Origin of the sequence: Nonomuraea ferruginea (genome assembly GCF_039540635.1) — a bacterium.
Taxonomy (GTDB): Bacteria; Actinomycetota; Actinomycetes; order Streptosporangiales; family Streptosporangiaceae; genus Nonomuraea; species Nonomuraea ferruginea.
This window is the reverse complement of the sequence record NZ_BAABFD010000007.1, coordinates 202,917-229,791: the sequence shown is the minus strand read 5'-3', so window position 1 is coordinate 229,791 and position 26,875 is coordinate 202,917. Positions and strand designations below refer to the sequence as shown.

Annotated in this window: 27 protein-coding genes and 1 pseudogene; 22 read left to right on the top strand and 6 right to left on the bottom strand. The window is 70.8% G+C overall.

The window, feature by feature from the left end; all coding sequences use genetic code 11:
* Window positions 1-56: 56 nt before the first annotated feature.
* Window positions 57-2,192, top strand: coding sequence for an NACHT domain-containing protein (locus ABD999_RS15850; protein WP_271276988.1), 2,136 nt, complete (start codon window positions 57-59; stop codon window positions 2,190-2,192).
* A gap of 222 nt (window positions 2,193-2,414) precedes the next feature.
* Here the strand turns inward: ABD999_RS15850 and ABD999_RS15845 are convergent, their stop codons facing one another.
* Window positions 2,415-3,044, bottom strand: a complete 630-nt coding sequence (locus tag ABD999_RS15845) for an ATP-binding protein (protein WP_271276987.1) — start codon at window positions 3,042-3,044, stop codon at window positions 2,415-2,417.
* Between the two features lie 175 nt (window positions 3,045-3,219).
* Between ABD999_RS15845 and ABD999_RS15840 the strand changes: the two genes are divergently transcribed.
* From ABD999_RS15840 to ABD999_RS15820, 5 genes are read left to right on the top strand one after another with little or no spacing between them, the layout of a single operon-like run.
* Window positions 3,220-4,464 carry an ABC transporter substrate-binding protein gene (locus ABD999_RS15840; RefSeq protein ID WP_271276986.1) on the top strand — a complete coding sequence of 415 codons (1,245 nt, stop codon included), beginning with the start codon at window positions 3,220-3,222 and terminating at the stop codon, window positions 4,462-4,464.
* Window positions 4,461-5,201, top strand: a complete 741-nt coding sequence (locus tag ABD999_RS15835; RefSeq protein ID WP_271276985.1) for an ABC transporter ATP-binding protein — start codon at window positions 4,461-4,463, stop codon at window positions 5,199-5,201. The genes ABD999_RS15840 and ABD999_RS15835 overlap by 4 nt, the downstream gene beginning before the upstream one ends.
* Complete coding sequence (locus tag ABD999_RS15830; RefSeq protein WP_271276984.1) at window positions 5,198-7,924, top strand: branched-chain amino acid ABC transporter permease/ATP-binding protein; 2,727 nt, start codon at window positions 5,198-5,200, stop codon at window positions 7,922-7,924. Before ABD999_RS15835 ends, ABD999_RS15830 begins: the two co-directional genes overlap by 4 nt.
* On the top strand, window positions 7,921-9,063 hold the full coding sequence (locus tag ABD999_RS15825) for a serine hydrolase domain-containing protein (protein WP_271276983.1): 1,143 nt from the start codon (window positions 7,921-7,923) through the stop codon (window positions 9,061-9,063). Before ABD999_RS15830 ends, ABD999_RS15825 begins: the two co-directional genes overlap by 4 nt.
* A gap of 12 nt (window positions 9,064-9,075) precedes the next feature.
* A complete protein-coding gene (locus ABD999_RS15820; protein ID WP_261808881.1) occupies window positions 9,076-10,107 on the top strand; it encodes an aldo/keto reductase in 1,032 nt (343 codons plus the stop codon).
* 261 nt (window positions 10,108-10,368) lie between these two features.
* Here ABD999_RS15820 and ABD999_RS15815 read toward each other — a convergent pair whose 3' ends face one another.
* Complete coding sequence (locus tag ABD999_RS15815; protein ID WP_271276982.1) at window positions 10,369-11,586, bottom strand: MFS transporter; 1,218 nt, start codon at window positions 11,584-11,586, stop codon at window positions 10,369-10,371.
* A 60-nt stretch (window positions 11,587-11,646) separates the two neighbouring features.
* Between ABD999_RS15815 and ABD999_RS15810 the strand changes: the two genes are divergently transcribed.
* From ABD999_RS15810 to ABD999_RS15780, 7 genes and pseudogenes are all read left to right on the top strand, one after another.
* Window positions 11,647-12,078 carry a hypothetical protein gene (locus ABD999_RS15810; protein WP_271276981.1) on the top strand — a complete coding sequence of 144 codons (432 nt, stop codon included), beginning with the start codon at window positions 11,647-11,649 and terminating at the stop codon, window positions 12,076-12,078.
* Window positions 12,079-12,090: 12 nt separating this feature from the next.
* Window positions 12,091-12,327: pseudogene (locus ABD999_RS15805) on the top strand (ArsR family transcriptional regulator); the annotation flags it as partial.
* A gap of 75 nt (window positions 12,328-12,402) precedes the next feature.
* Window positions 12,403-12,690: an ArsR/SmtB family transcription factor gene (locus ABD999_RS15800; RefSeq protein WP_333485713.1), complete on the top strand. Its 288-nt coding sequence runs from the start codon at window positions 12,403-12,405 to the stop codon at window positions 12,688-12,690.
* A gap of 322 nt (window positions 12,691-13,012) precedes the next feature.
* Window positions 13,013-13,375 carry a nuclear transport factor 2 family protein gene (locus tag ABD999_RS15795; RefSeq protein ID WP_271276980.1) on the top strand — a complete coding sequence of 121 codons (363 nt, stop codon included), beginning with the start codon at window positions 13,013-13,015 and terminating at the stop codon, window positions 13,373-13,375.
* A 196-nt stretch (window positions 13,376-13,571) separates the two neighbouring features.
* Window positions 13,572-13,943 carry a hypothetical protein gene (locus ABD999_RS15790; RefSeq protein ID WP_222709052.1) on the top strand — a complete coding sequence of 124 codons (372 nt, stop codon included), beginning with the start codon at window positions 13,572-13,574 and terminating at the stop codon, window positions 13,941-13,943.
* A 372-nt stretch (window positions 13,944-14,315) separates the two neighbouring features.
* Complete coding sequence (locus ABD999_RS15785; RefSeq protein WP_271276979.1) at window positions 14,316-14,837, top strand: NAD-dependent epimerase/dehydratase family protein; 522 nt, start codon at window positions 14,316-14,318, stop codon at window positions 14,835-14,837.
* Window positions 14,791-15,171: a DUF1731 domain-containing protein gene (locus ABD999_RS15780; RefSeq protein ID WP_271276978.1), complete on the top strand. Its 381-nt coding sequence runs from the start codon at window positions 14,791-14,793 to the stop codon at window positions 15,169-15,171. Before ABD999_RS15785 ends, ABD999_RS15780 begins: the two co-directional genes overlap by 47 nt.
* A 147-nt stretch (window positions 15,172-15,318) precedes the next feature.
* Here ABD999_RS15780 and ABD999_RS15775 read toward each other — a convergent pair whose 3' ends face one another.
* Window positions 15,319-15,882, bottom strand: a complete 564-nt coding sequence (locus ABD999_RS15775; RefSeq protein WP_271276977.1) for a TetR/AcrR family transcriptional regulator — start codon at window positions 15,880-15,882, stop codon at window positions 15,319-15,321.
* Between the two features lie 86 nt (window positions 15,883-15,968).
* On the opposite strand from ABD999_RS15775, the gene ABD999_RS15770 reads away from it, so the two are divergent.
* The 5 genes from ABD999_RS15770 to ABD999_RS15750 all read left to right on the top strand — a co-directional run bounded on the left by ABD999_RS15770 (window position 15,969) and on the right by ABD999_RS15750 (window position 20,062).
* Window positions 15,969-16,910, top strand: coding sequence for a TIGR03620 family F420-dependent LLM class oxidoreductase (locus tag ABD999_RS15770; RefSeq protein ID WP_271276976.1), 942 nt, complete (start codon window positions 15,969-15,971; stop codon window positions 16,908-16,910).
* A 126-nt stretch (window positions 16,911-17,036) separates the two neighbouring features.
* A complete protein-coding gene (locus ABD999_RS15765) occupies window positions 17,037-17,621 on the top strand; it encodes a DinB family protein (protein WP_271276975.1) in 585 nt (194 codons plus the stop codon).
* 356 nt (window positions 17,622-17,977) lie between these two features.
* Window positions 17,978-18,595 (top strand): helix-turn-helix domain containing protein, encoded by a 618-nt coding sequence (locus ABD999_RS15760; protein ID WP_271276974.1) that lies wholly within the window; start codon window positions 17,978-17,980, stop codon window positions 18,593-18,595.
* Window positions 18,592-18,792: a ferredoxin gene (locus tag ABD999_RS15755; RefSeq protein ID WP_148033233.1), complete on the top strand. Its 201-nt coding sequence runs from the start codon at window positions 18,592-18,594 to the stop codon at window positions 18,790-18,792. Before ABD999_RS15760 ends, ABD999_RS15755 begins: the two co-directional genes overlap by 4 nt.
* Before the next feature lies 1 nt (window position 18,793).
* The gene (locus ABD999_RS15750) at window positions 18,794-20,062 is read left to right on the top strand and encodes a cytochrome P450 (RefSeq protein ID WP_219551206.1); all 1,269 of its coding nucleotides are present in this window, start codon (window positions 18,794-18,796) and stop codon (window positions 20,060-20,062) included.
* 38 nt (window positions 20,063-20,100) lie between these two features.
* Here ABD999_RS15750 and ABD999_RS15745 read toward each other — a convergent pair whose 3' ends face one another.
* Entirely contained in the window at window positions 20,101-20,478 is a 378-nt protein-coding gene (locus ABD999_RS15745) for a peptidase inhibitor family I36 protein (protein ID WP_271276973.1), read from the bottom strand.
* 74 nt (window positions 20,479-20,552) lie between these two features.
* Entirely contained in the window at window positions 20,553-21,416 is an 864-nt protein-coding gene (locus tag ABD999_RS15740; RefSeq protein ID WP_271276972.1) for a hypothetical protein, read from the bottom strand.
* Window positions 21,417-21,615: 199 nt separating this feature from the next.
* On the opposite strand from ABD999_RS15740, the gene ABD999_RS15735 reads away from it, so the two are divergent.
* Window positions 21,616-22,737 carry a cobalamin-independent methionine synthase II family protein gene (locus ABD999_RS15735; RefSeq protein ID WP_271276971.1) on the top strand — a complete coding sequence of 374 codons (1,122 nt, stop codon included), beginning with the start codon at window positions 21,616-21,618 and terminating at the stop codon, window positions 22,735-22,737.
* On the opposite strand, the gene ABD999_RS15730 is transcribed toward ABD999_RS15735, so the two are convergent.
* A complete protein-coding gene (locus ABD999_RS15730) occupies window positions 22,734-24,113 on the bottom strand; it encodes a pyridoxal phosphate-dependent decarboxylase family protein (protein WP_271276970.1) in 1,380 nt (459 codons plus the stop codon). The two genes, ABD999_RS15735 and ABD999_RS15730, sit on opposite strands and share 4 nt — an antisense overlap.
* A 112-nt stretch (window positions 24,114-24,225) precedes the next feature.
* Between ABD999_RS15730 and ABD999_RS15725 the strand changes: the two genes are divergently transcribed.
* From ABD999_RS15725 to ABD999_RS15715, 3 genes are all read left to right on the top strand, one after another.
* A complete protein-coding gene (locus ABD999_RS15725) occupies window positions 24,226-25,107 on the top strand; it encodes a class I SAM-dependent methyltransferase (protein ID WP_271276969.1) in 882 nt (293 codons plus the stop codon).
* Window positions 25,108-25,162: 55 nt separating this feature from the next.
* Complete coding sequence (locus tag ABD999_RS15720) at window positions 25,163-25,792, top strand: TetR/AcrR family transcriptional regulator (protein ID WP_271276968.1); 630 nt, start codon at window positions 25,163-25,165, stop codon at window positions 25,790-25,792.
* 71 nt (window positions 25,793-25,863) lie between these two features.
* Window positions 25,864-26,718, top strand: a complete 855-nt coding sequence (locus ABD999_RS15715; RefSeq protein WP_271276967.1) for an alpha/beta fold hydrolase — start codon at window positions 25,864-25,866, stop codon at window positions 26,716-26,718.
* Window positions 26,719-26,875: the final 157 nt, after the last annotated feature.

Genomic DNA, 26,875 nt, shown 5'->3' with positions numbered 1-26,875 from the left:
GATCAGTGGTTCGGATTCGGGTGCGTGGCAGTGAGGGGGTGGCATGCTGGGTGGTTATGGGTGAGGCTCGGGGGGCGCGCTGGGCGTGGGCGGTCGTATGCGTGACCCTGGTCGTGGTGGCGGCTGCGGTGGGGTTACTCGGCCTGCCCGGCGCGACGTGGGGAGATGTCGATCCGGCGAGTGCGATCATCGCACTGGCGGCCTTGGCCGTGGCGGTGTGGGCCGGTCGGCAGGCCGTGCTCGCGCAGCGATACACCGACATCGATGTGAACGCCTGGTCCAGGTGGCTGGCCGACGCGGTCCTGGAGGCCGAGACTCAAGCGCGGCACCAGATGCTGGGCCGTGCTGACAAAACCATCGACGTCGACTTCGTGTTCAGGCCCGCACCCGCGCACAACGCCGCCGGCGCCCCTGCGGCGGGAAGCCTGCAAGAGGTGGCGGCCTACTATCGCGAGTTGCGGCCCCGGCGGCTGGTCATCACCGGAGCGCCCGGAGCGGGCAAGACGGTCTTGGCGGTCGAGCTGATGCTGGGGCTGCTCACCGGACGTCAACCTGATGACCCGATCCCCGTTCGCCTGTCCGCGGCGTCCTGGGATCCAGGCACTCGGGTGCGGGACTGGTTGACCAGGCACCTGGCCCGTGCCTATCGGATGGCGCCGCGTACGGCCGCCGCCCTCGTCGCTGCCGGGCGGGTGCTGCCGGTCGTCGACGGCCTCGACGAGATGGACACCGACCCGGAACCCGGCTACGCCTCCCGTGCCGCGCAGGCGCTGCGGGCGCTGAACGACTATCAGCGCGGCCAGGAGAAGGCCGAGCTCGTACTCACCTGCCGCACCGGCCAGTACGACGCGCTCACTCGCACTGAGGTGTGGGCCGAGAACGCCGCCCGCGTCGAGATCACCCCGCTCAGCGCGAGCAAGGCGCTGACTTTCACAGAATCTCGGGTCGGCAGCAACCAGAACATGGACCGCTGGCGGGACGTCCTGGACGCCATCGACTTCCGCCCCGAGGCGCCGCTCTCCCGCGCTCTGGACAGTCCCTGGCGGCTCACCATGGCCATCACCGTTTATGAGCAACGCGACCCCGCCACCGGCCGCTACCTCCGTGATCCTGCCGAGCTGGCCGGCCCGGCCTTGGACCATCCCGACAAGATCCGCGACCATCTCCTCGCGCTCTACATCCCCGCTGTCACGGCACCCCGCGGGCACTCTGCCGGACCCTACCGTCCCGAGAAGGCGCACGCCTGGCTGGCGGTGCTGGCCTCCTACCTGGACACCAACGCCGGCACCGGCCGTACCGTCGGCGGACGTCCGCTGTCGAGCACCGACATCGTTCTTCACGAGCTCTGGCCCTTGGCCGGCAACCGCCCCCGATTTCTCGCCATCGCGCTCACCGCCATCGTCTGGCTCACCATTGTCTGGCTCGCCTTCGGCGGAGCGCTGCTGCCCGGGGGAATGGTCAACTCGTCCAACCCGTACCTGGTGGCGATCTTCATCGCCGTCGGGGTGTACATGTGCTTCTCGGCTTGGGGACCGACCTGGCCTCAACCCTCCCGTCTGGGCACCTTACGACGGCCCACCGGCAAGGGTCGGAAGAGGCTCGGGGCCGGGCTCCGGGGCGGGCTCGCGACCGGGTTCCTGGCCTGGCTCACCATCGAGCTCACCCTCGGGCACTGGTTGGGAGTCGCGGCGGGAGTCATCACCGCGCTCACCGTCGGGCTCACCGTCGGGCTCACGGCGCCGGCGGCCGAGGGCGCCACGAACCCCCGCGACGTCGTGAGATCCGACATCGAGGTCGGACTCGCGGCCGGACTCATGTACGGGTCCATGGCGGCGGCAGCCGTCGGGTTGTGGTCCTCACTCCAAGGCGGGGCCGCGCTCGTGGCCATCGCCTACGGGATGGCGGTAGGCCTCGCGATCAACCTCACGGCCGGAGTCACCTTCGGGCTCGCGGCGGGACTCGTGGGCGGCAGCGTCACGTTCGGACTCGCGGCCGGGGTCGCGGGGACGAGATACCTCGCGCTGCTGCTGTGCACGCGGGGGCGGCTCCCACTCAGGCTGGGAAGTTTCTTGCAGTGGTGCTATCACGCCGGGCTCATCCGCACGGCCGGGATCGCCTACCAGTTCCGGCACCGCGAACTGCAGGACTACCTCGCCCGACACCCCGTCCCGCAACCACTCCAATCTGGATGATCGCTGTCACTCCTCCTGACCGACAGGCCCCGGAGGATCCCCACGGGGTGCTCTGGGTGGTCATCGGGGAAAACATCTGGGCCAGCGTGCCGTAGTCGATGAGGTAGGCCTGCCGGTAGCTGACGTGAAGATCGATACCGCAGACTCGGCAGCACCGCAATGTGATGGTCAACCACCGACGCCAGGCGTCGGGAACGCAGGTCGCGAAGGTGACAAGGGAGCCTACTGCCAACCGGCACGGTCATCGTCGATCTCGACGGACAGGGCCGGCCAGGACAGGGTGAGCCGTACCAGTTCGTCGGCCGTCAGCCCGGCCGTGGGGAGGGACCGATCCGGCCGGAAGCGGACGACCGTTCCCGTGGTGCCGTCGCAGGCGATCGGTTCCAGATCCGTCACGGGAACGCCATGTTCGTAGCGCTGGTTCCACGCCCCGTTCTGGCGGCGGTTGGTGTGGACGAGCCACTCGCTGAGCGCCGCGACGACGGACATGCCGCGGCGCGGGTGGCCGTCGGGCAGCGTCTGCGCCTCAGGGTGATCGAAGAACCGGAGGTCCTTCGACGCCATGATCGGCTTCTTCACCATCCGATCGTCAGTGTCGAGGCGGGTGTCCGTGCCTCGCCCGTCGTCTGCCACTGACACTGAGCCGTCGGCGTGAAGCGTGATGGCGCAATGCCCACCGTTGCCGCACTCGGCCTCGTCGGCGACGTAGGCGACGACTTCGAGGATCAGATGCAGAGCGCCACCGGGCGCGAACGTGGCCGGCGTCTGCCGGATGTGCGCGAGATGCTCGGCGTCGACGCCTGTCCTCCAGTCGTGAGTTGTGTTACGCCAAGAAGCCTTCGGTGTGTTCATCAGGGAAGCATGCCATCCGGTGTTCCCGAGACGGTTGGTGACGCGGTGCCCGGCACGGGGTTCTGTTACCGATCCCGCTGCCGCGGTCGGTAATGCCAGCAGTAACAGAGTGCGATCACGCTGCCCCCTATCGCGTCGGGGGACGAGTTCATGACCAGCTGATGGGATCGCCGTAATGACCAACAGAACTTCCCTCGCCGGCCGTCGTCGGCGGCTCGCAGCCGTCGCCGCGGCGGCTTTACTGACATTGACCACGGCGTGCTCGTCCTCGGACGACGTCGCCCCCGACGCGGCGCCCGCCGCTGCCGCTTCCTCCGGGGCGGCCCCGCTCAAGCTCGTCGGCATCCTGACCGTGTCCGCGCCGTCTGTCGGGTTCCCGGACCAGGCGGCGGCGATCGAGGCCGCCGTGTCCGCGGTGAACGACAGCGGCGGCATCGCCGGCCGCAAGGTCGAGCTGACGGTCTGCAACGACCAGGCCGACCCCAACGTGAGCGCGAAGTGCGCCCAGGACGCGGTCGCCCAGGGCGCCATCGCCGTGATCGGCGGCCTGTCGGTCGGCGGCAGCGGCATGGTGCCGGTGCTCGAACAGGCCGGTATCCCGCTGCTCAGCCACCCGATCAACCCGCTCGAGTTCACCAGCCCGGCTTCCTGGCCGATCCCCGGCGGCACGCCGGTGTCGTTCAGCGGGGCCGCGATCGGGCTGGTCAAGACCTACGGCTGCAAGAAGGTGGACGCGATCACACAGTCGCTGCCGTCCTCGATCGCCTCCGCCGACTTCGCCGACGCCGGGCTGAAGTCGCTCGGCATGAAGCTGAACGCGAAGATCGCGGTGCCGACCACCAACGCCGACTACGGAGCCCCGGTCGCCCAGGTCGTGTCGAACGGCGCGGACTGCGTGGTGATCGCGCTCCCGCCGGGCGAGGCCGGCAAGGCGATCACGGCCCTGGGCGCCGGCGCGCCGGGCGTGAAGGCCGGGCTCGCCGCCGCGTCGCTCACCCAGGCGCTCATCGACCAGGTGGGCAAGCCCGCCGAGGGCGTGCTGCTGTCCGACTCGTTCCTGCCGGTGAACAGTGACGAGGCTGGCATGGTCGCCTTCCGCGACGCCATGAAGAAGTACCAGCCGGACGCGAAGCCGACGTCGGCGGGCGTGGTCGTGTGGTCTGCCCTGGCCGTGGTGAAGGCGGCCGCCGAGTCCATCCAGGGCCCGATCGACGGCAAGGCGATGCAGCAGGCGCTCGGCACACTCGACGCCGTCGAGACGGGTGTCGGACCGGCCATCGACCTCACCACGCCGATCGGCATCAAGGACTTCAGCCGGATCCTGAACACCAACGTCGTCACGTACACGGTCAAGGACGGCACCTACGGCCCGGCCGCCGAGCCGTTCAGCGTGCTCGACGCCGTCAAGGCGAACGGGTGACCCAGACCGGGGCGGAGCCGATCCTCGAGGCGGTCGGCCTCGAGGTCGGCTACGGCCACCTCCCCGTACTGAAAGGGCTGTCGGTCGCGGTCCGTCCCGGCGAGATCGTCGCGCTGCTGGGCGCGAACGGAGCCGGCAAGACCACGACCCTCATGGCCCTGTCCGGAGTCCTGACACCGATCTCCGGCTCGGTCCGGCTCGACGGCCGGCCCGCGCCGGAGGGGCTGCATCGCAGGGCCGACGCCGGCGTGGCGCTGATCTGCGAGGACCGCTCGGTCTTCATGGGCCTCACCTGCCGGGAGAACCTCCGGCTCGGCCGCGGCGGCGTCCAGGAGAGCCTGGCTCTGATGCCCGAACTGGAGCCGCTGCTGGACCGGAAGGTGGGGCTGATGTCGGGCGGCGAGCAGCAGATGCTCACCCTGGCCCGCGCGCTGGCCGGCTCGCCGAAGGTGCTGCTCGCCGACGAGCTGACGCTCGGCCTCGCCCCGCTCATCGTGGCCCGGCTGCTCACCAGTCTGCGCGCCGCCGCCGACCGGGGCGTCGGCGTGCTCATCGTCGAGGAGCGGGTCCAGCGCGCTCTCCAGATCGCCGATCGCGTCTGCGTGCTGCGCCGGGGAGAGATCGTGATCGAGGGTACGGCGGCCGAGATGGGATCGCGGCTGGCCGAGATCGAGGCCAGCTATCTGTCGGCCGCGGCCGACGAACCCGGCGCCACGATCGGAGGCCACGGGTCATGAACGGCGCCATCCAGCTCGCGCTGGTCGGGATGTCGTCGGGATCTCTCCTGGCGCTGACCGCGCTCGGCATCGTGATCGCCTATCGCGGGTCCGGGATCATCAACTTCTCCCACGGCATCGTCGGGACCGTGGCGGCGTTCGCCTACTGGGAGCTCAACGCGGGCCAGGGGCTCTCGCCCGTGCTCGCGGTGCCCGGCGCGCTGCTCGCCGCCGCGCTGTGCGGCTACCTGACCTACCGGCTCGCGATCCAGCGCATGGCGCGCATGTCGACACTGAGCCGCACCAGCGTCTCGCTGATCGTGCTCGTCGTCGTGCAGTCGGCGCTGACCTTGAGGTACGGCGCGGACGAACGCATCGTCCAGCCCATCTTCCCCACCGATCCGGTGTCGCTGTTCGGGATCCACCTGGGCAAGGACCGGATCATCACCTTCTTCATCGCCACCGTGCTCGTCGCCCTGCTCACCGCATGCTACGGCCGCACCCGGTTCGGGCTGGCCACCGCGGCGCAGGTGGAGAACCCGATCGCGTCGGCTGCGCTGGGCATCTCCCCGGCCCGGATCGCCACCAGCAACTGGGTGATCGGCTCGGTGTTCGCCGGCGTCGCCGGGGTCCTGCTCGCCCCGATCGTCGGGGTGCAGATCGTCACGCTGACCCACCTGATCGTCCCGGCGCTCGCCGCCGCGCTGATCGGCGGGCTGCGCTCGTTCCCGCTCACGTACCTGGGCGCCCTGCTCATCGGGGTGACGCAGGCCGAGGTGACCCGCTACGTTGCCACGCCCGGCTGGGCGGACGCGGTGCCGTTCCTGCTGATCGTGCTCGTGATGGTGTGGCGCGGCACGGGCGGCGGGATCCGTACGGCCATCGTCGAGCGGCGGCCGAAGGTCGGCGACGGCCACATCCGGCCGTTCATCCTCCTCACGCTCGTCGGCGGCTCGATCCTGCTGCTCACGCTGGTGTTCGACCTGTCGTACGTGACGGCGATGACGATCACCTGCACGTACGGGATCATCCTGCTGTCCAGCGTCGTCATCACCGGTTACACCGGGCAGTTGTCGCTCAGCCAGTTCAGTTTCGCCGGCATCGGCGCGGTCATCACCGGGCTGCTGCTGACCCGTACCGGAATGCCGTTCCTGCCGGCGATCGCGCTCAGCCTGGTCGCGACGTTCGTCGTCGGCGCGCTGCTCGGTGTGCCGCTGCTGCGCACCCGCGGGGTGAACTTCGCGGTGGCGACGCTCGGCTCCGCCGTGGCGATCCAGGGCGTGCTGCTGCAGAATCCGACGTACTCGGGCGCCTACACGCCCCTGCCGGGGCCGCTGACGGTGTTCGGCTGGCAGGTGGACTCGCTCGTCCATCCCGAGCGGTGGGCGGTCGTGTGCCTGATCGCGTTCGTCCTCGCCGGTCTCGTGGTCGCCAACGTGCGGCGCGGGCGCGTCGGACGCCGCATGATCGCGGTACGCACCAACGAGCGGGCGGCCGAGTCCGTCGGGCTGAACCCGTGGCGGGTCCGCCTCTACGCGTTCGCCCTCGCGGCGGCCATCGCCGCGCTGGGCGGGATCCTCGTGGTGTTCCGGCAGCCGACCATGGTGTTCGAGCGGGGCTTCGCGGCCTTCGACTCGATCCTGGGGATCTCCCAGGTCGTCCTGGGCGGCATCGGTTACATCGCCGGCCCGCTCCTCGGCGTGCTCGGGCATCCCGGCGGTTTCATCTCCACGCTGCTCGACTCGGACAGCGCGACGACGCCGCTGTGGATCGCGCTCGTGGGCGGCATCCTGTCCATCTGGTACCTGCAGGCGCGGCCAGACGGGGCCGCGGAGGGCCTCGGGCGGCATATCCACCTGCCCCGCCGGTCCCGTCCGGCGCCGGTGACCGCCACGACCGCGGCCCCGCCCGGCCGCGTGCCGGAACGGACGCTGCGGGGCCAGGGGCTGACGGTCGCCTTCGGCGGGGTGGTCGCGGTCGACGACGCCTCGCTGGACGTCGGGCCGGGCGAGATCGTCGGCCTCATCGGGCCGAACGGCGCGGGCAAGACGACCCTGATCGACGCGGTCACCGGCGCGACCAGACCGAAGGCCGGCACGGTCACGCTCGGGGACAAGCCGATCGGGTCCATGAGGATGCACCGCCGGGTCAGGGAGGGGATCGGCCGATCGTTCCAGAGTCTCGAACTCTTCGACGACATGACCGTGGCCGACAACCTCAAGGCGTCGGTCGACGCGCGGTCCGGCAGCGCCTACCTGACCGACCTGGTCTGGCCGCGCCCGACGGCCTTCACCGCGGGGGCGCTCGCCGCCGTCGAGCTGTTCGAGCTCGGTCCCGACCTCGACCGGCTGCCCACCGAGCTGCCGTACGGCCGGCGCCGGCTGGTCGGCATCGCCCGCGCGGTGGCCGCCGAGCCGTCCATCCTCTGCCTCGACGAGCCGGCGGCCGGGCTGAGCTCGACCGAGTCGGCCGAGCTGGGCGTGCTGCTGCGGCGGCTCGCCGACGAGCGCGGCATGGGAGTGCTGGTCGTCGAGCACGACATGGAGCTGGTCATGCGGGTGTGCGACCGGGTGATCGTGATGGAACGCGGGCGGATCATCGCCGACGGGACACCGGGCGACGTGCGCCGTGACCCCCGGGTCATCGCGGCGTACCTCGGCGACGAGCCGACGGAAGCGGAACCTCGGGAACCCGTCGTAGCACGGAACGAGACGGCCCGCGAGAGAGAGGAAGCCGAGCAATGAGGTCCGACGATCGGATCGAGAAGGCGCTCGCCCGCGCCGTCGAGCTGGGCGAGGTCGGCGTGCAGGTCGCCGCCTACCTCGGTGACGAGCTCATCGTCGACGCGTGGACCGGCGTCGCCGACCCGCGCGACCGCCGGCCGGTCGACGGCGACACCCTGTTCCCCGTCTTCTCGGTGAGCAAGGCGTTGCTCGCGACGGCGATCCAGCTCCAGTGCGAACGAGGGCTGGTGGACATGGACGAGCCGGTCGCGACGTACTGGCCGGAGTACGGGCAGCGCGGCAAGGAGCGCATCACCGTCGGTCACGTGCTCACGCACCGGGCCGGCGTCCCGCACATGCCGCCGGACCTGGACGCCGCCGGACTGGCGGACTGGGACGCCATCACCTCCTGGCTCGCGGGCGTCGAACCGCTGCACCCGCCGGGCGAACGCTCCATGTACCACTCGATGAGTTTCGGGCACATCCTCGGCGAGGTCGTCCGCCGCACCGACCCGGAGCACCGCCCGTACGACCGGTTCCTGCGCGAGGAGCTGTGCCTGCCGATCGGCGCCGATGACGTCTGGGACGTGCTCCCGGCGGAGCACGAGCATCGGGTCGCCCGGCTGACCTGGGGGCCGAACCCGCCGAAGCGGGCGCCGATGACCGGGGTGCCGCTGCTGTCGATGCCCCCGGAGATCCGTCCGGACGCCGACCGCTGGAACGACCCCCGGTTCCGGTCGTCGTCGGTCCCGGCGGCGGGCGCGGTGATGACGGCCCGCGCCGGTGCGCGGTTCTTCAGCCTGCTCGCCAACCGCGGTGAGCTCGGCGGCCGCCGGTACCTCTCGGCCGGCCGCCTGCTCGCCCTGACCCGGCCGCGGCCGGGCGCCGGCGAGTTCGACGAGGTCTACCAGGGCACGACCTGGATCGGCACCGGCGGCTTCTGGCTGGGCGGCGAGTCTCCGCCCGCCGACCCGCTGCTCGGCCGGTCGGTTCAGGTGCTCGCGCACGCCGGGATAGGCGGGTCGATGGGCTGGGCCGACCTCGCGAGCGGCCTGGCCGTCGTCATCACCCACAACCGGATGTTCCTGGGTGCCGCGCCGGGCGCCGAACCGTTCGTCCCCCTGGCCGACGCCGTGCGCGCGGTCGCCGGCGTGGAGTAGGGAGTGACCGCCATGGAGTACCGGCCGTTCGGGCGGACCGGCGTACGGGTGAGCGCCCTGGGCCTCGGGTGCTGGATGTTCGGTGACCGGGCCGACGAGGCCGAGTCGGCCCGGATCATCGACAGGGCGCTCGACCTCGGCGTCAACTTCTTCGACACGGCGAACAACTACGGCGGAGCACCCGGGCGCAGTGAGTCGATCGTGGGGGCCAGCCTGGCCAGGTCGTCCCGGCGCGACCGGGTGGTGATCAACACCAAGGCGTACATGCCGGTCGACCCCGACGACCCCAACGGGCGGGGCGTGAGCCGCCGCCATCTGATCCGCCAGTGCGAGGAGAGCCTGCGGCGGCTGCGGACGGACCACGTCGACGTGTTCACGCTGCACCGGTTCGACCCCGGCACGCCGGTCGACGAGCCGTTGCGCGCCCTGGACGACCTGGTGCGCGCGGGCAAGGTCCGTTACCTGGGAGTGAGCACGTCCGCCGCGTGGGAGGTCGTCGAGTCGCTGTGGGTGGCCAAGGAGTTCGGGCTCAACCGGATCGTGGCCGAGACGCCGCCGTACAACATCCTCGACCGGCGGGTCGAGCGTGAGCTGCTGCCGATGGCCGCGACGTTCGGGCTCGCGGTCAACCCGTGGGCGCCGCTCGGCGGAGGGGTGCTCACGGGACAGTACCGGCGCGGCGAGCCGCCGCCCGAGGGCAGCAGGTACGGCGCGGGCGGCGTGCTCGCCGGGTTCGCCGGTGACCGGTTCAGCGACGCCGTGTTCGACGTGCTCGACGTGCTCGAGGAGATCGCGGCGCGGCAAGGCATGACCGTCGCCCAGCTGGCCTACTCCTGGGTGGCACGGCAGCCCGGCGTGACGAGCGCGCTGTGCGGGCCGGAGCGGCTGGCCGACCTCGACTCGTGCGCGGATTCCCTGGCGATCGAGTGGACCGCCGAGGATCTGGCCGCGATCGACGCGGTCGCGCCGCCCGGTGACAAGGTCGCCGGTTGGTACGAAGCGCTCGGCGGCCCGCGCTTCCGGCCACACCCGGACAGAGTCTGACCGGACCCCGGAGCCGCTCGTCAGAGGGCCCGCCGGACCGCCCGTGCCCCGCTCCGGGGCACGGGCGGACGCCGGTCAATGACGGACTATCGGTTCGGGTGTCTCCCGACAACTGTCTGGACGCAGCGAAGATGACAGTAGGACCTGCTTACGACCTGGGCACTGTCACTTCGATGGTGTCGAATTACCAGTGCTCGCGTCATCGAAGTCGGCAGTATCCGGCCGAAGATCAAGTGTCATGGCTTGGGTGGGCTGCCTGCATCAGACCTCGTGGCGGAGTGGGCTGAACCAGATCGGTATCCAGCTAAGCGCCATGATCGCTGCGCCTGTCCACATTGCCGTCCCGATGCCCCAGACCTCGCCAAGAAGGCCCGCCAGCAGACCACCGACGCCGACCGCACCGATAAGGATCAGGCGCATGGTGGCGTTCATCCGGCCGAGCATCGGGTCGGGTGTAACCTTCTGCCTGAAGCTGACGAGCAGCACGTTGTTCATCCCTGTCCGGAAGCACAAGATGCTCCATGCGGCCGCCGAGATCCAGACGCTCCAGCCGACGAACGGCACCAGAAGCGCGAACGGCGCAGTGGTCATGCCGACGATCCACACGGCACGCCCGCGGCCGAACCGCCGGCCGATCAGGTGAGCCGTCGAGGAACCGGCCAGCACACCGAGCCCGCCGATGGCAAGGTAAGCCCCGAGCACCCAGGCGGGATGCCCGAGCTCGTTGACGAGTAGCACGGGCAGCAGCGTCGAGCAGAGCGGGAAGGCGAGGTTCGTCATGCCGCCTTGTGTCGCGATGGCGATGAGGACCCGGTTGCCGAAGAGGAATCGCACCCCCTCGCCGATCTGCCGTCCGAGTCGCTCGCCGGGTACGGGGGCGGGCGCGGGTTCGGGCTTACTGATCCGGCGTAGCCACACGGCCGACCACAGGTAGGTGAGCGCGTCGAGCAGGATCGCCACCGGCGCGCCCGCGAGAGCCACCAACACTCCGGCGGAGCTTCTGCCGCCCACATCCATCGCCGCGTTCGTACCGACGAGCACTGAGTTCGCGGCGGTGAGCCGGTCGCGGCCGACCAGGTGCGGGACCGTGCTCTGCGAGGCGACGTCGAAGAAGAGCGTGCCGATTCCCGTCGCGATGGCGACGCCGTACAGCTGGGTCATCGTGAGAGCGTCCAGCCACCACGTGACCGTTACCGACACCAGAAGCACGGCGCGAACCAGGTCCGTCGCGATCATCACCGGGCGGCGCCTGACCCGGTCCACCCATGCTCCGGCGGGCAAGCCGAGCACGAGCACGGTGATGGTGGTGAGGGCGCTGAGCAGTCCCACTTGACCGGGCCCCGCGTTGAGGGCGATCACCGCGAGCAGGGGCATCGCCACGTAGCCGACCTGGGTGCCGAACTGGCTGACCGCCGACGCCAGGTAGAAATTTCTGAAGGAGGGGTCATGCAGGAGCGGAGGCTCGGCAACAGTTGTCATACCACCTAGATGATGGAATCGTCAGTCCGCGCGCTATTGATTAAGCAGAGGACGAATCGGATGGGCCTTGAGCTGACGTTCACCGCACAGGATGCGGCCAATGTCCGTTTCGCGGCTTCTCCTCTGTGGGAGGTCGTCGCCAGCGTGCGGGTGGTGAAGGATCCGGCCGCGCATGCCGTACTGAAGCCCTGGGCCGAACGGGTGCGGCGGCGGCTCGCCGATGTCGACTGGCGGTTGCTGTCCGACCTGGTGCCGGTGCCGACGATCTCGATCGTCGGTTTCGTCTGCCCGCCGCCCTCAACCTCCGTGCCCGACCTGGAGGTCGAGCTGGCCGGGATGGCGGCGATGGCACCCCTGGTTCAGGAGGGTCTCGACGTCTGGGACGGTCCGCGCACCCGAGCACTCCAAGAGCTCTACGCCGACCCCGTGGGCGGCCTCGAACGGCTGGCCGAGGAGATCCGCAGCTACTGGGAAGCGGCCATCGCGCCCTAATGGCCGCGCGTACGGGCCCTGCTCGAAGGCGATGTGCTCTACCGCGCCAGGTTGCTGGCCGAGGGCGGCCTGCGGCGCATGCTCAGCGACCTTGACCCCGCCGTGACGTGGAGGGGAGAGACACTGCGCCTGCCCAAGACGGTCTGCGAAGGTGTGCGCCCGCTAGGCGGCCTGGGACTGTTGCTTGTGCCATCGGTGTTCACCTGGCCGCGCGTCTTCTCCATCACGACCCCGCCCTGGCAGCCCACGATCCGCTACCCCCCGCGCGGCGTCGCGACGCTCTGGGAGCACCGCGAGAGCGACCCGCCACAGGCGCTGGCCGCCGTGCTCGGCCGGACCCGCACCCGACTGCTGGCCGAACTCGACCAGCCCGCCTCGACCAGGGAACTGGCCGCTCGCCTCGACCTGTCGGAACCAGGCGCGAACCAGCACCTCACCGCTCTCCGCAGGGCCGGATTGGCCAGCGCGCACCGCACGGGGAGATATGTGCTCTATGCCCGTACGGCCGTCGCCGAGACGCTACTCGCCGGCGACGCGAGTCCCATACCGAGCGGTCACGAGTACGAACGGGCGGGAATCGCCGAAGTCCTCGACCCACCCCGCGCCCACTGACGACCAGGCCCCGAACCTCCTGCGATACACGTGCCTACTGACATCTCTGGTGCCGTACTGACATCTGCAAGGCCGTCAGACAACTGTCTGGAAGCAGCGAATCGAAGGTTTGATGCCCCGGCCGTGCAAGCCGGGGCATCTCGGCTCCAGCGGCTGGCCGGGAGCGGGTGTCCCGCGAGCCGTGTGGCGAGGGTGAAGTCCTGCCGGGGTTCGAACCCGACACCCGCTCACCGACGATCGGAGTCCCTGGATCGGACTGCGAAGATCAGCCGAGCGTGAACGTCCCGGCGCGGATACGGCGCCGGCTGGGAGGGTGGACCGCATGATGGAGGACTTGCGGGACGCCGAGCGCCGGCTCCAGGCCGCGCAGCTCGCTGGAGATGCCGAGGCGCTGGATCGGCTGCTGGATGATCGGCTGATCTTCACCTTCGGTGCGAACGTCGCGACCAAGGCGGACGACCTGGAGCTGCACCGCACTCGGACGCAGGTGCTGACGAAGGTGGCCGAGGAGGAGTTGACCGTGCTCGCCGATGGGCGCACCGGGGTGACGTGGTTTCTCGGCACCGTCGAAGGGACCGTCTCCGGTGCGCCGTTCGCGGCCAGGATGCGCTACACCCGTACGTGGCTGTACGACGAGACGCACGGCTGGCGAATCATCGCCGTGCACGCCGGCACGACCGATTGACATCACCGACACGTTGTCCGACGACCGGCCAGCCGGATGGTCGCCGGCGAGGTTCGACCGCCCCGGGGGCGGGCCGACGCTGGAAACCAGGCCATCCCGGCAAGATCAAGGACTAGATCTTGGTATCCCGGCTCCGGCCCGTGCACGAAAGGATCAAAGCAAGAGGTCCATGCGACCGACGGTAGATCATGAGGGCATGGTCAAGAACCTCTCCCTGCTCCTGGCTGGACTTCTCGCCGGTGTCGCGATCATGCTTGCCGGTCAGTGGCCGAGGGCGGAGGTGGTGTACCGGAGCGAGCAGCCCTCCACCGTGACGTACGAGGACGACTCGGCGCACCACCTGGGCCTGATCCGCAGGGACACGCTGTTCGGGGACGCGACACACCTGCTGGTCGTCGGCCGCGACCCCGGCTTCGGATACGGCCACTGGGTGAACGTCCACACGTCCGTCATCGACGCCGGCAAGGAGATCGCGGAGACGGCGTGGACGCCGGAGGGGGTACGGGTACGCTTCATGAGCGGGCACGAGTTGTTCGTCCCGGCTCGATACTTCCTCCACGGCCGCTGAGCGGGTCAGGACAGCGTCGGCGGCTCTGCGGGGCCGACATCCGGCAGCGGCAGGCGGGCGACCATCGTCCACGGCGGGCGTCCGTTCCACTCAACTCCGATGGCCCGCTGTCATGTCCACTTCCAGATGGCGTGACGGACTGTCATCTTCAAGGCCGCCGGAAAACGCTGTCTGGACGCGGCGATGGTGTCTGCTGCAGCCTGACCGAAGCGTGGACGAGCCGACCAGGCGGCGCTCACGATGGGGCACGTGGTGATGTGAGACCCCGGTGTGTCACAGGCAACGGTGTTCCCCGGGTCGCGGCAATGAGCCCCATTGAACGTGTTCAGCCAGCCGCGCTAGGCTCGTCCCACTCACCTTGGGGGAAGCCGGATGAAAGTCGTGACATCCGGGGGGACCGGGCAAGTAGGCACCATTCTCAGTCGTGCGCTGACCGCCGCAGGCCATGACGTGGTGATCCTGACCAGGCGGCCCGTGCGCGATCGCGACGTCCGGTGGGATGCCGAGACCCTTGGCCCATGGGCGAAGGAACTCGACGGCAGCGACGTCGTGATCAACCTGGCTGGACGCAGTGTCAACTGTCGCTACACACCGGACAATCTGCGGGCGATGATGGATTCGCGGGTGCATTCCGCCCGGGTGATGGGTGAGGCGGTCGCGGCCGCCTCACGGCCTCCCCAAGTCTGGTTGCAGATGAGCACCGCCACCATTTACGCCCACCGCTTCGACGCCCCCAACGATGAGGTGACCGGCGTGCTCGGCGGCACCGAACCGGGCGTGCCAGGCTACTGGGCTTACAGCGTTGGCGGCGTCTTCGACGTCTTGCTGCGGCTCGTGCGCCTCGGACTTGGCGGCCCGGTCGCCGGCGGCGCGCAGTACGTCCTGGATCCATGACCGCGACTTCGTCCGCGCCGTCGAGTTCCTGATCGACCGGGACGACCTCGCCGGGCCGGTGAACCTCGCCGCTCCCGTTCCTTTGCCGCAACGCACGTTCATGCGCGTGCTGCGCGCCGCGCGGGGCGTCCCGGTAGGCCTGCCCGCAACAAAGCGGATGGCCGAACTCGGCGCGTTCGCACTGCGCTCGGACACTGAACTCCTCTTGAAGAGCCGCCGCGTCGTTCCCGGCCGCCTACTCGAAGCGGGCTTCGCCTTCGACTACCCGCAGTGGCCTGAGGCCGCCGACGACCTCGTGCGCCGCCTGCGCGGCGGGCCTGGATCCACCATGTGAGCCTTCGGCTTCTCCAGCGACTTCGTGGCCGCCGACCGCCGGGCCAGGGCGTCATCATCTCCCGAGCCGAACCGGGGCTTGGCGCTGAGCCGCTGTAACCGTCACCAGGCGCGCCGCTGCACCCGGCGGCCTCGTCGACGATGCGGTTCAGCGTGGACGCAGTCCCTCGAAGAGCAGGTCGAGGAGGCGTTCGGCGGTGTCTGGCGGGGCGGTCGTCTCGTTGACCCAGGCGACGGCCGTAGCCATCTCGATGAGTTCGGAGCCGGTCAGGTCGGTTCGTGCCTGGCTGCGGGCTTGTGCGTGGCGCAGCAACTCGGTGGCGGCCTGTTCGACGGCCAGGCAGCGGGAGCCCAGCGGGCCTCCCCCCGTGCGCGTTGCCCGCGCGTAACTGGTGGCGATCCCGCGGTACCGGGTGATGTGCCGCACGAGGGCGGAGACCCACTCACGCAGGATGTCTCGCGATTCCGGCTCGTCGAGCAGTTCGATGGCCAGCGCGGCGAGGCTGTCCAGGCTTTGACCGACGATTTCGGCCGTCAGCGCTTCCTTGTCGGGAAAGTGGCGCCACAGCGTGCCCGGTCCCACACCCGCGCGGCGGGCGATGTCGTTCATCGCGGCCGTGTCGACGCCGACCTCGTCGAAGAGCGCAGTCGCCGCCTCGATCAGACGAGCTCGGTTGCGGCGCGCGTCACTGCGTCGGGGGCTTCCGGTCATCACGTCGTTCCCTCTCCCAGTTGTAACGGAGTGGCGCTCCGGTATTATCCGGAGCGATACTCCGGATTCTAGCGAGGAGCTCGTTCATGAAGTCGACGCTGCCGTTCATCGGCGCAGTGGGACTGTGGGTGCCCGGCATGGACCTACGGTCACCGGCTGCGGCCGCCGAGGTCGCCGCCGAGGTCGAGACTCTCGGCTACCGCGCACTGTGGCTGAGCGAAGGGCTGGTCCGTGACCCGTTCATGGAGGCGTCCACACTGCTGAAGGCCACCCGTTCACTGATCGTGGGAACGGGCATCGCGGTGATCTGGGGGCGCCACCCCCGAGTGATCAGGTCGCAGTCGCGGGCGCTGCTCGACGCTCATCCCGGCCGGTTCGTGCTGGGACTCGGCACGTCCCACGCCCGGCTGGTCGAGGGCGTGCTGGGCCTGCGCTACGAGCGGCCTCTGACGAAGCTGCGCGAACACCTCGACCACTTGGACGAGCCCGATCCCCTACTCGAACTGGCCGCGGTCGACAGCGGTCCGGCGCCCCAGGCACCCCGGGTGCTCGCCGCGCTGGGCCCCCGGGCCCTCGAACTGGCGCGGGACCGGTCTGCCGGCGCGTTCTCCTACCTGGTCACGCCGGAACACACAGCCCATGCCCGCGCGGTGCTGGGGCCGGACCGTGCCCTGATCGTCGAACAAGCCGTGGTGACCGGAGTGAGCGCCGACGAGGCGCGGGCCAGGGCGCGCGCCCACATCGCCGGCTACCTTCCCGGCGCACCGTACCGGGCGAGCTGGCAGCGGCTCGGGTTCGACGACGCCGACTTCGCAGATGGCGGAAGCGATCGCCTGGTCAACGCGCTGGTGGCGATCGGCGACGATGAGATCATGGCGCGGGTCAGCGCTCACCTGGCAGCAGGTGCCGACCATGTGTGCCTTCAGGCGCTGCCCACCGATCCGGTCACCCTCCCACTCGACCAGTGGCGTCGGCTCGCACACCTCACGCGGCGCTCGGCCGGTTCCGCCGCCGTCCCGATCAACTGAGAGGCACTCCCACAGGCGGTGCTTCGACGCGTGTCCGCGATGTGGCCGTGAGCGATGGTTGACGGAGCCGACGCCAGGCAGCTCGCAACCTGAGCCCACCGGCGCAGCCTGACAGAATCGTGAGCCATGATCGACGATTTCGCGAAAGACAATCTGCACGGGAGACTGCGGCGGGACCGCGAGGCGTTGCTCTGGAAACTCGACGGCTTGTCCGAATACGACGCCCGCCGACCTCTGACAGCGACCGGGACCAACCTCCTCGGCCTGGTCAAACACGTGGCCAGCGTCGAGGCCCGGTACTTCGGCGAGGTCTTCGACCGCCCATCCCCGGAACCCCTGCCTCGGTGGCAGGACTCCGACGGCAGCGACCTGTGGGCGACCGAGGACGAGACCCGCGATCAGATCATCGGGTTCTATCGGCGCACGTGGGAACACTCGGACGCGACGATCGTCGAGCTTCCCCTCGACGCCCCCGGCCACGTGCCGTGGTGGCCGGAGCCTTATCCCAACACGAACCTGTTCGCCGTCATGGTCCATGTCCTCGGCGAGTCCAACCGGCATGCCGGGCACGCCGACATCCTGCGCGAAGGCCTCGACGGCCGGACCGGGATGCGCCCCGAACACGAGAAGCAGATCGACGAGGAAGCCCGTGCGGCCTACCGCGCGAAGATCGAGCAGGTCGCCAGGGCGGCCGCACCAATGAAGGCTTAACCACAATCGCGCCACCGTGGCCCCGCCAAGGGTGGGAGCCACGGTTCATCTCCGCCCCCCACCAGCAAGATCATTTAAACGCCAGAACTCTCATTCCCCCAACGATCGTTCACAGCCCATGCGATCAGAAGCATGCTCGGTGTCAGCGCGGTGCCGTCGCGAAGAGAAGGCGGTTGGCACTGGTGTAGCCGTGTTCGCGTTCGGGCCATGCGATGCGGGAGGACATCTCCGGTGGGCCTGTTGCCAGGTCCTCTGACACCCCGTGCCTGTCTGCCATCTGCGAGCGCGTCAGACAACAAGGAACCAGCGAGCGGGCACCCGTTGACGAATCAAATGAACGGTCTTTTAATTCGTGCATGGGGCGTATCGCCGGTGTCACCGCCGCCGAGACCCGTGAGCGGCTGCTCCGGGCGGCCGCTGAGGTGTTCGCGGAGCGCGGGTACGACGGGACCCGGGTGGCCGACATCGCCGCCGCGGCGGGGGTGAGCAACGGCGCGCTCTACGCCCACTTCGGCTCCAAGGCGGAGCTGCTGGTGGCGGCGCTGCGGGCGCACGCGAGCCGGATGCTGGCCGACCTGCTCGCCGACGATCCGGACCGGTCGGCGACCGAGCTGCTGCTGGCCATCGGGCGCCGGCTGCCCCGCCGCCGCGACGCCCCCGGCTACCTTCTCGTGGAGGCGCTGGTCGCCGCCCGCCGCGACCCGGACGTGGCCACGCCCACGCGCGACTACGTCGGCGAGCGCGCCGACTGGATCGCCGGGCTGGTGCGCGTCGCCCAGGGTGACGGCGAGCTCGACCCGGCGCTGTCGCCGGAGGCTCTGGCCCACTTCTGTTTCCTGCTCGCGATCGGCAGCGCGCTCGTCCCGCCGGACCTGCACGCGGTGGACGAGGCGGAGTGGGCCGCGCTGCTCGCCCGCGTCGTCCACGGCCTCGCGCCCGCCGAAGACACCATAAAAAGGGATTCGACACCGTGAAAGTTCAGATCAACCCCGAGCGCTGCCAAGGTCACGGCCGCTGTTACGACATCGCGCCCGGTCTGTTCGGCGAGGACGACGAGGGTTACGGGACGGTCATCGGCGACGGCGTCGTGCCGCCGGGCGAGGAACGTACGGCCCGTCTGGCGGTCTCCAACTGCCCGGAGAACGCGATCACCGTATCGGAGGAGGCTTGACATGAGCGTCGACGACCGCTTCACCCGGGACTTTCGCGAGGAGGAGGACGAGGCCCTCGGCACCCGCAGCGAGATCATCACCGGTCCCGTCGAGGACTGGGCGACGGACTTCTCGCACCTGGAGCCGGAGTGGGCGGCGGACCCGTACCCGATCCTGGACGACCTGCGGCAGCGCTGCCCGATCGCGCACACCGGCCGGTTCGGCGGCGGATGGCTGCCGACCCGGTACGAGGACGTGGCGGCCGTCGCGTACGACACCGAGCGCTTCTCATCACGGTCGATCGTCATGAGCAACTTCCGGCCGCCGCGAGAGCTCGCGCCGGTCGGCGGCACCCCGCCGATCTCCTCCGACCCGCCGTTCCACCACGACGCGCGCAAGCTGCTGCTGCCCGCGTTCACCAAGACCGCGGTGTCGAGGCGGGAGGCGGCGGCGCGGGCGTACTGCCACTCGCTCATCGACGCGTTCGAGGGCCGTGACGTGGTGGACGCCGCCGCCGACTACGCGCAGCACATCCCGATCCGGGTCATCTCGGACATGCTTGGCTTCCCGCCGGAGGACGGGCCGCGGTTCCGGGTGTTCATCGAGAACGTGCTCGAAGGCGTCAACCTGCCGCCGGAAGAGCGCATGGCCAACTTCCAGGAGCTCTTCGACTACCTGTACGCGCAGATCCACGATCACCTGGACAACCCGCGCGACGACCTGACCACGTACCTGATCGACGCCGAGCTGTACGGGCAGAAGCTCCAGCCGGAGCACGTGTCCGGCACCATGGCGCTGCTGCTCATCGCCGGCATCGACACCACGTGGAGCGCGATCGGCGCGTCGCTGTGGCACCTGGCGAAGACCCCCGCCGACCGTGAGCGGCTGGTGGCCGAGCCTGGGCTGCTGCCGACGGCGATGGAGGAGTTCCTGCGGGCATACGCGCCGGTCACGATGGCCCGGCTGGTCAAGGAGGACATGACCTGGCAGGGCGTGGACATGAAGGCGGACGACTGGATCCTGCTGTCGTTCCCGTCGGCGAACCGTGATCCGGAGCAGTTCGACCGGGCGGGCGAGGTCGTCATCGACCGCGAGGTCAACCGGCACGCGGCGTTCGGTCTCGGGATCCACCGCTGCGTGGGCTCCCACCTGGCCCGGATGGAGCTGCGGGTGGCCCTGGAGGTGTGGCTGGAGCGGATCCCGTCCTTCTCGCTGGCCGACCCGGAGGCGGTGCGGTGGGCCTCGGGCCAGGTGCGCGGGCCGCGCTCGCTGCCGGTCCGCATCGGCTGAGGGCCGGTGCCCCAGCGGGGCACCGGCCGGGTCAGGACTCAGTCGATGACGACATAGCGGAACGAGCTGTACTGGTTGTCCCATACGGCGTCGTGCGGCCGGCTGTGCCCGAAATTCTCGATCCGGTGCGCGTGGCCACGCCAGTAGGAATCGGTGTAGAACATCGCGGCGTTGCGGTTGGTCGCCACGCTGATGGAGGAGATCCGGTCGTTGACGTTGGTGCCGTTGAGGAACTTGTTGTTGGAGAAGTTGTTGTCGGCGGTGGTGAACCCGGCGACAGTCCCGGTCCCGCCCCGCCCTTCGTAGACGCAGACGGCGTCGGTGCAGGCGGCTGCCGCGGCCGGGGTGGCGGTCGTGACCATGGCCGCCGCGCCGAGCATGGCCAGGGCTGCGACAGAACGCGTGACACGCTTCATCGGTGGTGATGCCTTTCTTTCTGGTGGGCCCGGAACGGGAGAGCCCCGGTCCGGGAGCATGAGGGCGGGAGCCGTCAGCGCTGCCGCGCGATCGCCCGGGAGGCGGCCACCAGGGAGGTGATCGCCTTCTTCCCTTCCCGCAGTTCGTCCAGGTGCCGGGCTATCGCCTGCTGCTGGTAGGCGGCTTCGACGGCCGCCCAGGTGCGGACGACATCCGTCTGCCGCTTGCACCGGACGTCCGCGACGGCGGTCGCGATCTCCCGGGGAGTCGGCCGGTCGGTTCTGAACGCGACGTCGTTGTTCGCCGCCCGCGGCGTGGGATAGTCATGGCCGAGCCGGGCCATGCACGACGACCAGGCCGCGAAGACGCCGGTCACCCGGCTGTCGCTCAGCGAGCGCTCCCAGCTCCACCCCTTCAGGTCGGTGACGCGCCGCATCGCTTCGGCGGCGGGCACGGGGATCAGCCGGTCGTGCGCCTCCGCCTCGCACCCTCCGGGAGGGACGGCGGCGCCGGGACGTCCGGTGCCGTTGGCCGCGGCGAGGTAGCCCGGGTCGGGCGCCCGCTGCGGCCCGGCCCGCGACGCCTCCGACGGGTGGTAGCCGCGGGTCCTGGCGAGTCGTTCGTCCTCCAGCAAATAGCGCTCGTGGTTGCGGTCGATCCCCGTGGCGGGGGCGCCCGTGGGCGCCGTGAAGCCGAGCCTCGCCATACAGCCGCGGAAGAGCTCGGTCCGGGCCCGCAGGACGACGGCCTCCTCCTCAGGGGAGGCGTGATAGGCGTCGAGCGGGAGCACCAGTGGCCGCTGGTCGAGACGGAGGCCCGGGTCCAGGGGCGGCTCCGGCTCCGCCGCGCACGCGGCCAGGGACAGCAGGCATGCCGCCGCGGCGAGCGGTACGAAGCGGTCACGGATGGTTCTGGTTCCCCCGTCGTCCGAAGCCACGTTTCAGCTCCCCCTCAAGCCCCCGAGTGGATCTCCCCCGCTCCACAGCTTGTGCCAGGAGGTGAAGATGAGGCCACACCATTGCGTCCTGACGAAAAGGCGCAGATGAGGACGCGATCTCGTGGGAACGGGTGGACGATCCGGGGCGGCGGGCGGAAAGTGGTGGCGGACGCTCCACCTGACGAACCGGGAGGAACGCATGCCCACCACCCATCACGCCGAGCACGTCGGCAGCCTTCTGCGGCCGCCCGAGCTGCTGCGGGCCCGTGAGGCGCACCGGCGCGGCGAGCTGAGCGAGGAGACCCTCGCGAAGCTGACGGAGGACGCGGCGCTGGCCGCGATCGACCTGCAGCGCGAGGCCGGGATCGAGGTCTTCACCGACGGCGAGATGCGCCGGGCGACCTGGATGGCCGGCCTGCTGGAGTCGCTCGGCGGAGTGGTGCCGGCCGAGGTGACGAACTCGGCCTGGTTCAGAGGCGACGGTCAGCCGGTGCCGCCCGACGAGACCTCCTTCGACATGGTGGCCGCGAACGCCCGGCTCACCCAGAAGAAGCACCTCACCGCCGCCGAGGCCGACTTCCTGATGCGGCACGCGCCCGGCCCCTTCAAGATCACCATGATGAGCTCGTCCATGGGGAACCTGCTGTGGCGGCCGGAGATCAGCGCGGACGCCTACCCTGACCCCGGCGCGATGATGCGCGACCTGGTCGCGTTGCGGATCGAGGAGATCAGGAAGCTGATCAGGCTCGGCGTGCGGTGGATCCAGCTCGACTCGCTGGGCTACAACTTCGTGATCGACCCCGGGTTCCGCATGCGGATGTTCGGCGCCGCCGCCCCTCCCCCGGAGGTGCTGCTGGACGCCACGATCGCGGTGGACGCCGAGCTGGTCCGCGCCACCAAGGCGATCAACCCGGACGTCACGGTCGGCATGCACATCTGCCGCGGCAACAACCGCAGCGCCTGGATGTCCAGCGGCGGCTACGAACCGGTCGCCGAGCGGCTGTTCGGCGAGGTCCCGGTGGACCGGTTCCTGCTGGAGTACGACACCGAGCGGGCCGGCGGCTTCGAGCCGCTGCGGTTCGTGCCCCGGGGGACCACGGTGGTGCTCGGGCTCGTCTCGTCCAAGGTGCCGGTCCTGGAGTCACCCGACGAGCTGCGCCGCCGCATCGACGAGGCCGCCGCGTTCGTGCCTCCGGAGGATCTGGCGATCAGCCCGCAGTGCGGGTTCGCCTCCACCTCCAGGGGCAACCTGCTCACCGTCGACGACCAGCGGCGCAAGCTGGAGCTGGTCGCGCGGACGGCCCGGCTGGTGTGGGGTTAGCCGGCCGCCCGTGCCAGCGCCTCGGCCACCCGTTCGACGTCGGCCTCGGTCGTACGCCAGTTGGAGAAGGCGGCGCGCAGGGCGGGCACGCCCGCGTACACGGTGGGGGTGACGAACGCCTCGCCGGACGCGGCGACCGCCCGCGCCACCTCGTCGGCGCGGGACGGGTCCGCGGCGACGGTGAAGCAGACGACGTTGAGCCGTACCGGGGCGAGCAGCCGGTAGGCGGGCATGGCGGCCAGCCGCTCGCCGAGCCGGGCGGCGAGCGCGACGTCACGCCGGACGATCTCCGCGTGGCCCTCGCGCCCGTAGGCGGCGAGCGTGAACCAGGCCGCCAGCGCCCGCAGCCGCCGCGAGTTCTCCGGGGTCAGGTGGACGAAGTCGGGGTCGTCGCCGACCGCGCCGAGGTACGCGGCGGAGTTCTGGAAGACCCGCGCCTGGAGGTCGCGGCGGCGGGTGAGCTGGACGGCGCTGTCGTACGGGACGTTCAGCCATTTGTGCAGGTCGACGCAGATCGAGTCGGCCTCGCCGAGCCCGTCGACCAGGTGGGCGTGCTCAGGTGAGAGGGCGGCGAAGGCGCCGAAGGCGGCGTCCACGTGCAGCCAGAACGGGTGCCGCTCGCGCAGCGCGGCGATGGCCCGCAGATCGTCGTAGTCGACGGTGTTGACCGTGCCGGCGTTCGCCACCACGATCGCCGGCTCCCCGTCCAGCTCGCGCAGCGCCTCCGCGAGCCGGTCCACGTCGACCGCCTCCCTGCCGGGCAGCGACTCGACCCGCCGCAGCGCCGAGCGGCCGAGGCCGAGCACGGACAGCGCCTTGCCGATGCTGGAGTGCGGGCTGCCGGACAGCACCCGCACCGGGCCGAGCGCGGCGAGCCCCTGCTCCGCGACCGAGACGCCGCGCCGCTCGCCGATCCACTCGCGGGCGATGGCCAGTCCGGTGACGTTGGACATGGTGGCGCCGCTGACGAACGCGCCCTCGTACGCGACCGGCAGGCCGAGCAACTCGCGCAGCCACGAGACCGTCTCACGCTCCAGGCCGGCGGCGGCGGAGTCGAGGTCGCCCACCACGTTCTGGTCCAGCGCGCCGGTCAGCCAGTCGCCCGCGAGCGCGGCGGGGGTGCTGCCGCCGGTGACGAACCCCAGGTAGCGGGGGCCCGCGCTGGCCGAGAAGCCGGGCTCCCAGCGCCGCGCGAACGCCTCCAGCGCACCGCGCGCCCCCTCGCCGCGCTCCGGCAGCGCCACCGGCTCGCGCCGCCCTGGCGGCGGCGCCACCGGCCGCTCCGCCAGCCCTTCCAGGAGGCGTACGGCGTGCTCCTGGGTTTCCTTGAGCAGGTCGGGCAGCTGTACGAGATCGTCGTCGAGTCGCGGGTCCATGGCCCCAGCGTAGGGACGGGGCCGCCAGGAGTATCCGGCCAATCACCGGCAAGTGGCCCGGAACGGATAATCCGTGGCGGTCTCCGGAGGCTGGGGCTTAGCGTGGCGGGCGATGATTCACGAAAGTCCCCTGGGATACCTGCTCGGCATCGAGGGCATGGCGCTGCTGCGGGCCTTCACCGGCGCGCACGGGCGCGAGTTCACCGAGGCGCGCATCGCCGAGATCCGGAAATTTCTGGATGACCCGCGGTTGGCCGACGCCGCCGTGGACGTCGCCCGCGTGGACCCCGTCGCGGGCTACCGCATCTGGTCGGCCACCTACGACGGCCCCAACGCGGCCTTCGACCTCGACGAGCCGATCCTCCACGAGATCCTCGGCGCCATCCCGGCGGGCGAGGCCCTGGACGCGGCGTGCGGCACCGGCAGGCTCACAGCTCTGGTCGCCGGGCACGGCCACCGCGTGCGGGGCGTGGACAGATCGCCGGAGATGCTGGCGCTGGCACGGAAGAAGGCGCCCGGCCGCGAGTTCCTGCCCGGCGACCTGGACCGGCTGCCGGTGGCCGACGACGCCGTCGACCTGGTCACCTGCTCGCTCGCGCTGACGCACGTGCCCGCGCTCGGGCCGGTGCTGGCCGAGTTCGCCCGGGTGCTGCGGCCGGGCGGGCACGTGGTGCTCTCCGACATCCATCCGGACAGCGTGGCGCGCGGCGTGGTCCCGCCCGTGCGCCTGCCGGACGGCAGCCCCGGCCGCGTGACCACCTACCGGCACGGCATCGGCGACTACCTGCGCGCCGCCCTGGCCGCCGGCCTGCGCCCGCGCCGCTGCGAGGAGCTGACGCCGGAGCCGGACGACGGCCCGCCGCCCGCCCCTGCCGAGGCGCTCGGTCCCTGGGACGTGTGGCCGTGGGTGCTGACCGACCTGGCCCCGGAGGCGGCCAGGGCCGCGAGCGCCGGCCTGTCCTCGATGGTCATCTGGCACTTCCAGGCGGACTGACGACCCTCCTGGCCCGGCGGGTGTCCGCTAGCGTTACCGCCGTTGACGTCGAGTCATGGTGGTGACGGAGATGGCGGCGGAGAAGAAGACCCCCGAGGGCGCGGCGGCGCCGCGGCGACGCCGCGATGCCGCCGCGACGCGGCAGGCGCTGCTGGAGGCGGCCCGCCGGCGGTTCGCCGGTGACCGCTACGAGGCCGTCAGCGTCAGGGACGTCGCCGCGGACGCCGGCGTCAACGTCGCCCTGGTGTACCGCTACTTCGGGTCCAAGGCGGGGTTGTTCGCCATGGCCGCGGCGGACTCGGCCATGTTCGGGCAGCTGGACGTGCCGGCCGAGGAACTGCCGGACCGGATGGCCGAGCTGTACGGGTCCGGTTCGGAGAGCCCGCTCGCCCTGGACGACCTGCTCACGGTCTGGCGGCTCCTCGGGGAGACCCCTGGTCAGGTGGAGCTGCCCGAGGAGGTGCGGGACTACGCCGAGAACACCGTCGTCGGCCCGTTCACCACGGTCGCGGCGGGTGACGACCCCCGGCTGCGCGCGGAGCTGGCCGCCGCGCTGCTCGCCGGGATCCGGGTGATGCGGTGGGCGTCCCCGGAGGGGCGGCTGGCCACCGCGCCGCCCGAGCAGGTGGTCGAGTACGTCCGCCAGGGAGTGCGGGCGCTGCTGCACGGTGACACCAGAAAGTAAACGCGTTTACTTACCTGGGAAGCCCCGGCTAGAGTAAACGCGTTTACTTTGCCCGAACGCCGGAGCCTGCCATGAGCACACAGCGCACGCACCACGTCACCACCACCGACGGCGTCACCATCGGCGGGACCGTGCACGGCCGGGGGCGGCCGCTCGTGTTCCTGCACGGAGCCATCGGCGACGGCGACCTCGACTGGGGCCGGCTGGTGGGACACCTCACCGGCCGGTTCACCTGCCATCTGCCGAGCATGCGCGGCCGCGGCCTCAGCGGCGACCACCCCGACCTCAGCCCGGGCAGGCAGGTCGACGACGTCCTCGCCTACCTCGACAGCTTGGGCGAACCGGCCGGACTGGTGGGCTGGTCCGCCGGCGCCAACCTGGCGCTCGGCGCGGCGGCGCGGTCCGGCACGCCGCGATCCGACACGGCGGCGCGATCCGGCGCGGTGGACGCGGTGGTCCTTCTGGAGCCTCCGATGCGGGGCCTGATGGACGGGCGGGAGCTAGCCGTCATCGTCGGCGCCATCGCCCGCATGGGCGAGCTGGCCGCCGGAGGCGACGTGACGGCCGCGATCCGGGCGTTCGCCGGCGGGCCCTTCAGCGACGAGGAACTCGCCGTCGCAGAGGAGGCCGGCTACTTCGAGGCCGCAGGCCGATACGTCCCGCACCTGCTCAGCCTCCTCGGGCAGGTGGAGGCGTCCGGAGGTCCCACCGTCGAGGACCCGGCCGTGCTGGGCGCGGTCTCCACTCCCGTGCTGGTCCTGTACGGGTCCGGCACCATGGCCTTCTACCGCGCGGGCGCGCGGCATGTGGCCGGTCACGTCCGCGACGGCCGGATGCGCGAGATCCCCGGCGCCGGGCACGCCGCCCCGCTGACCCATCCAGAAGCGCTCGCCGAGGCGATCACCCGGTTCTTCGGAGCCGGGTAGCGGCACACCGCCGGGCCCTCGATCGCCCGCTGCACCGGCGGTCGAGGGCCCGGACGGCTCCCGGAGATCGCGCCTGCCGCCTGTCCGGCCGGCGCGCGGGTCACCCCCGGTGGTGATCCGCGCGCCGCCTCGCCGGGCGGTCATCCTCCTGGCGTCC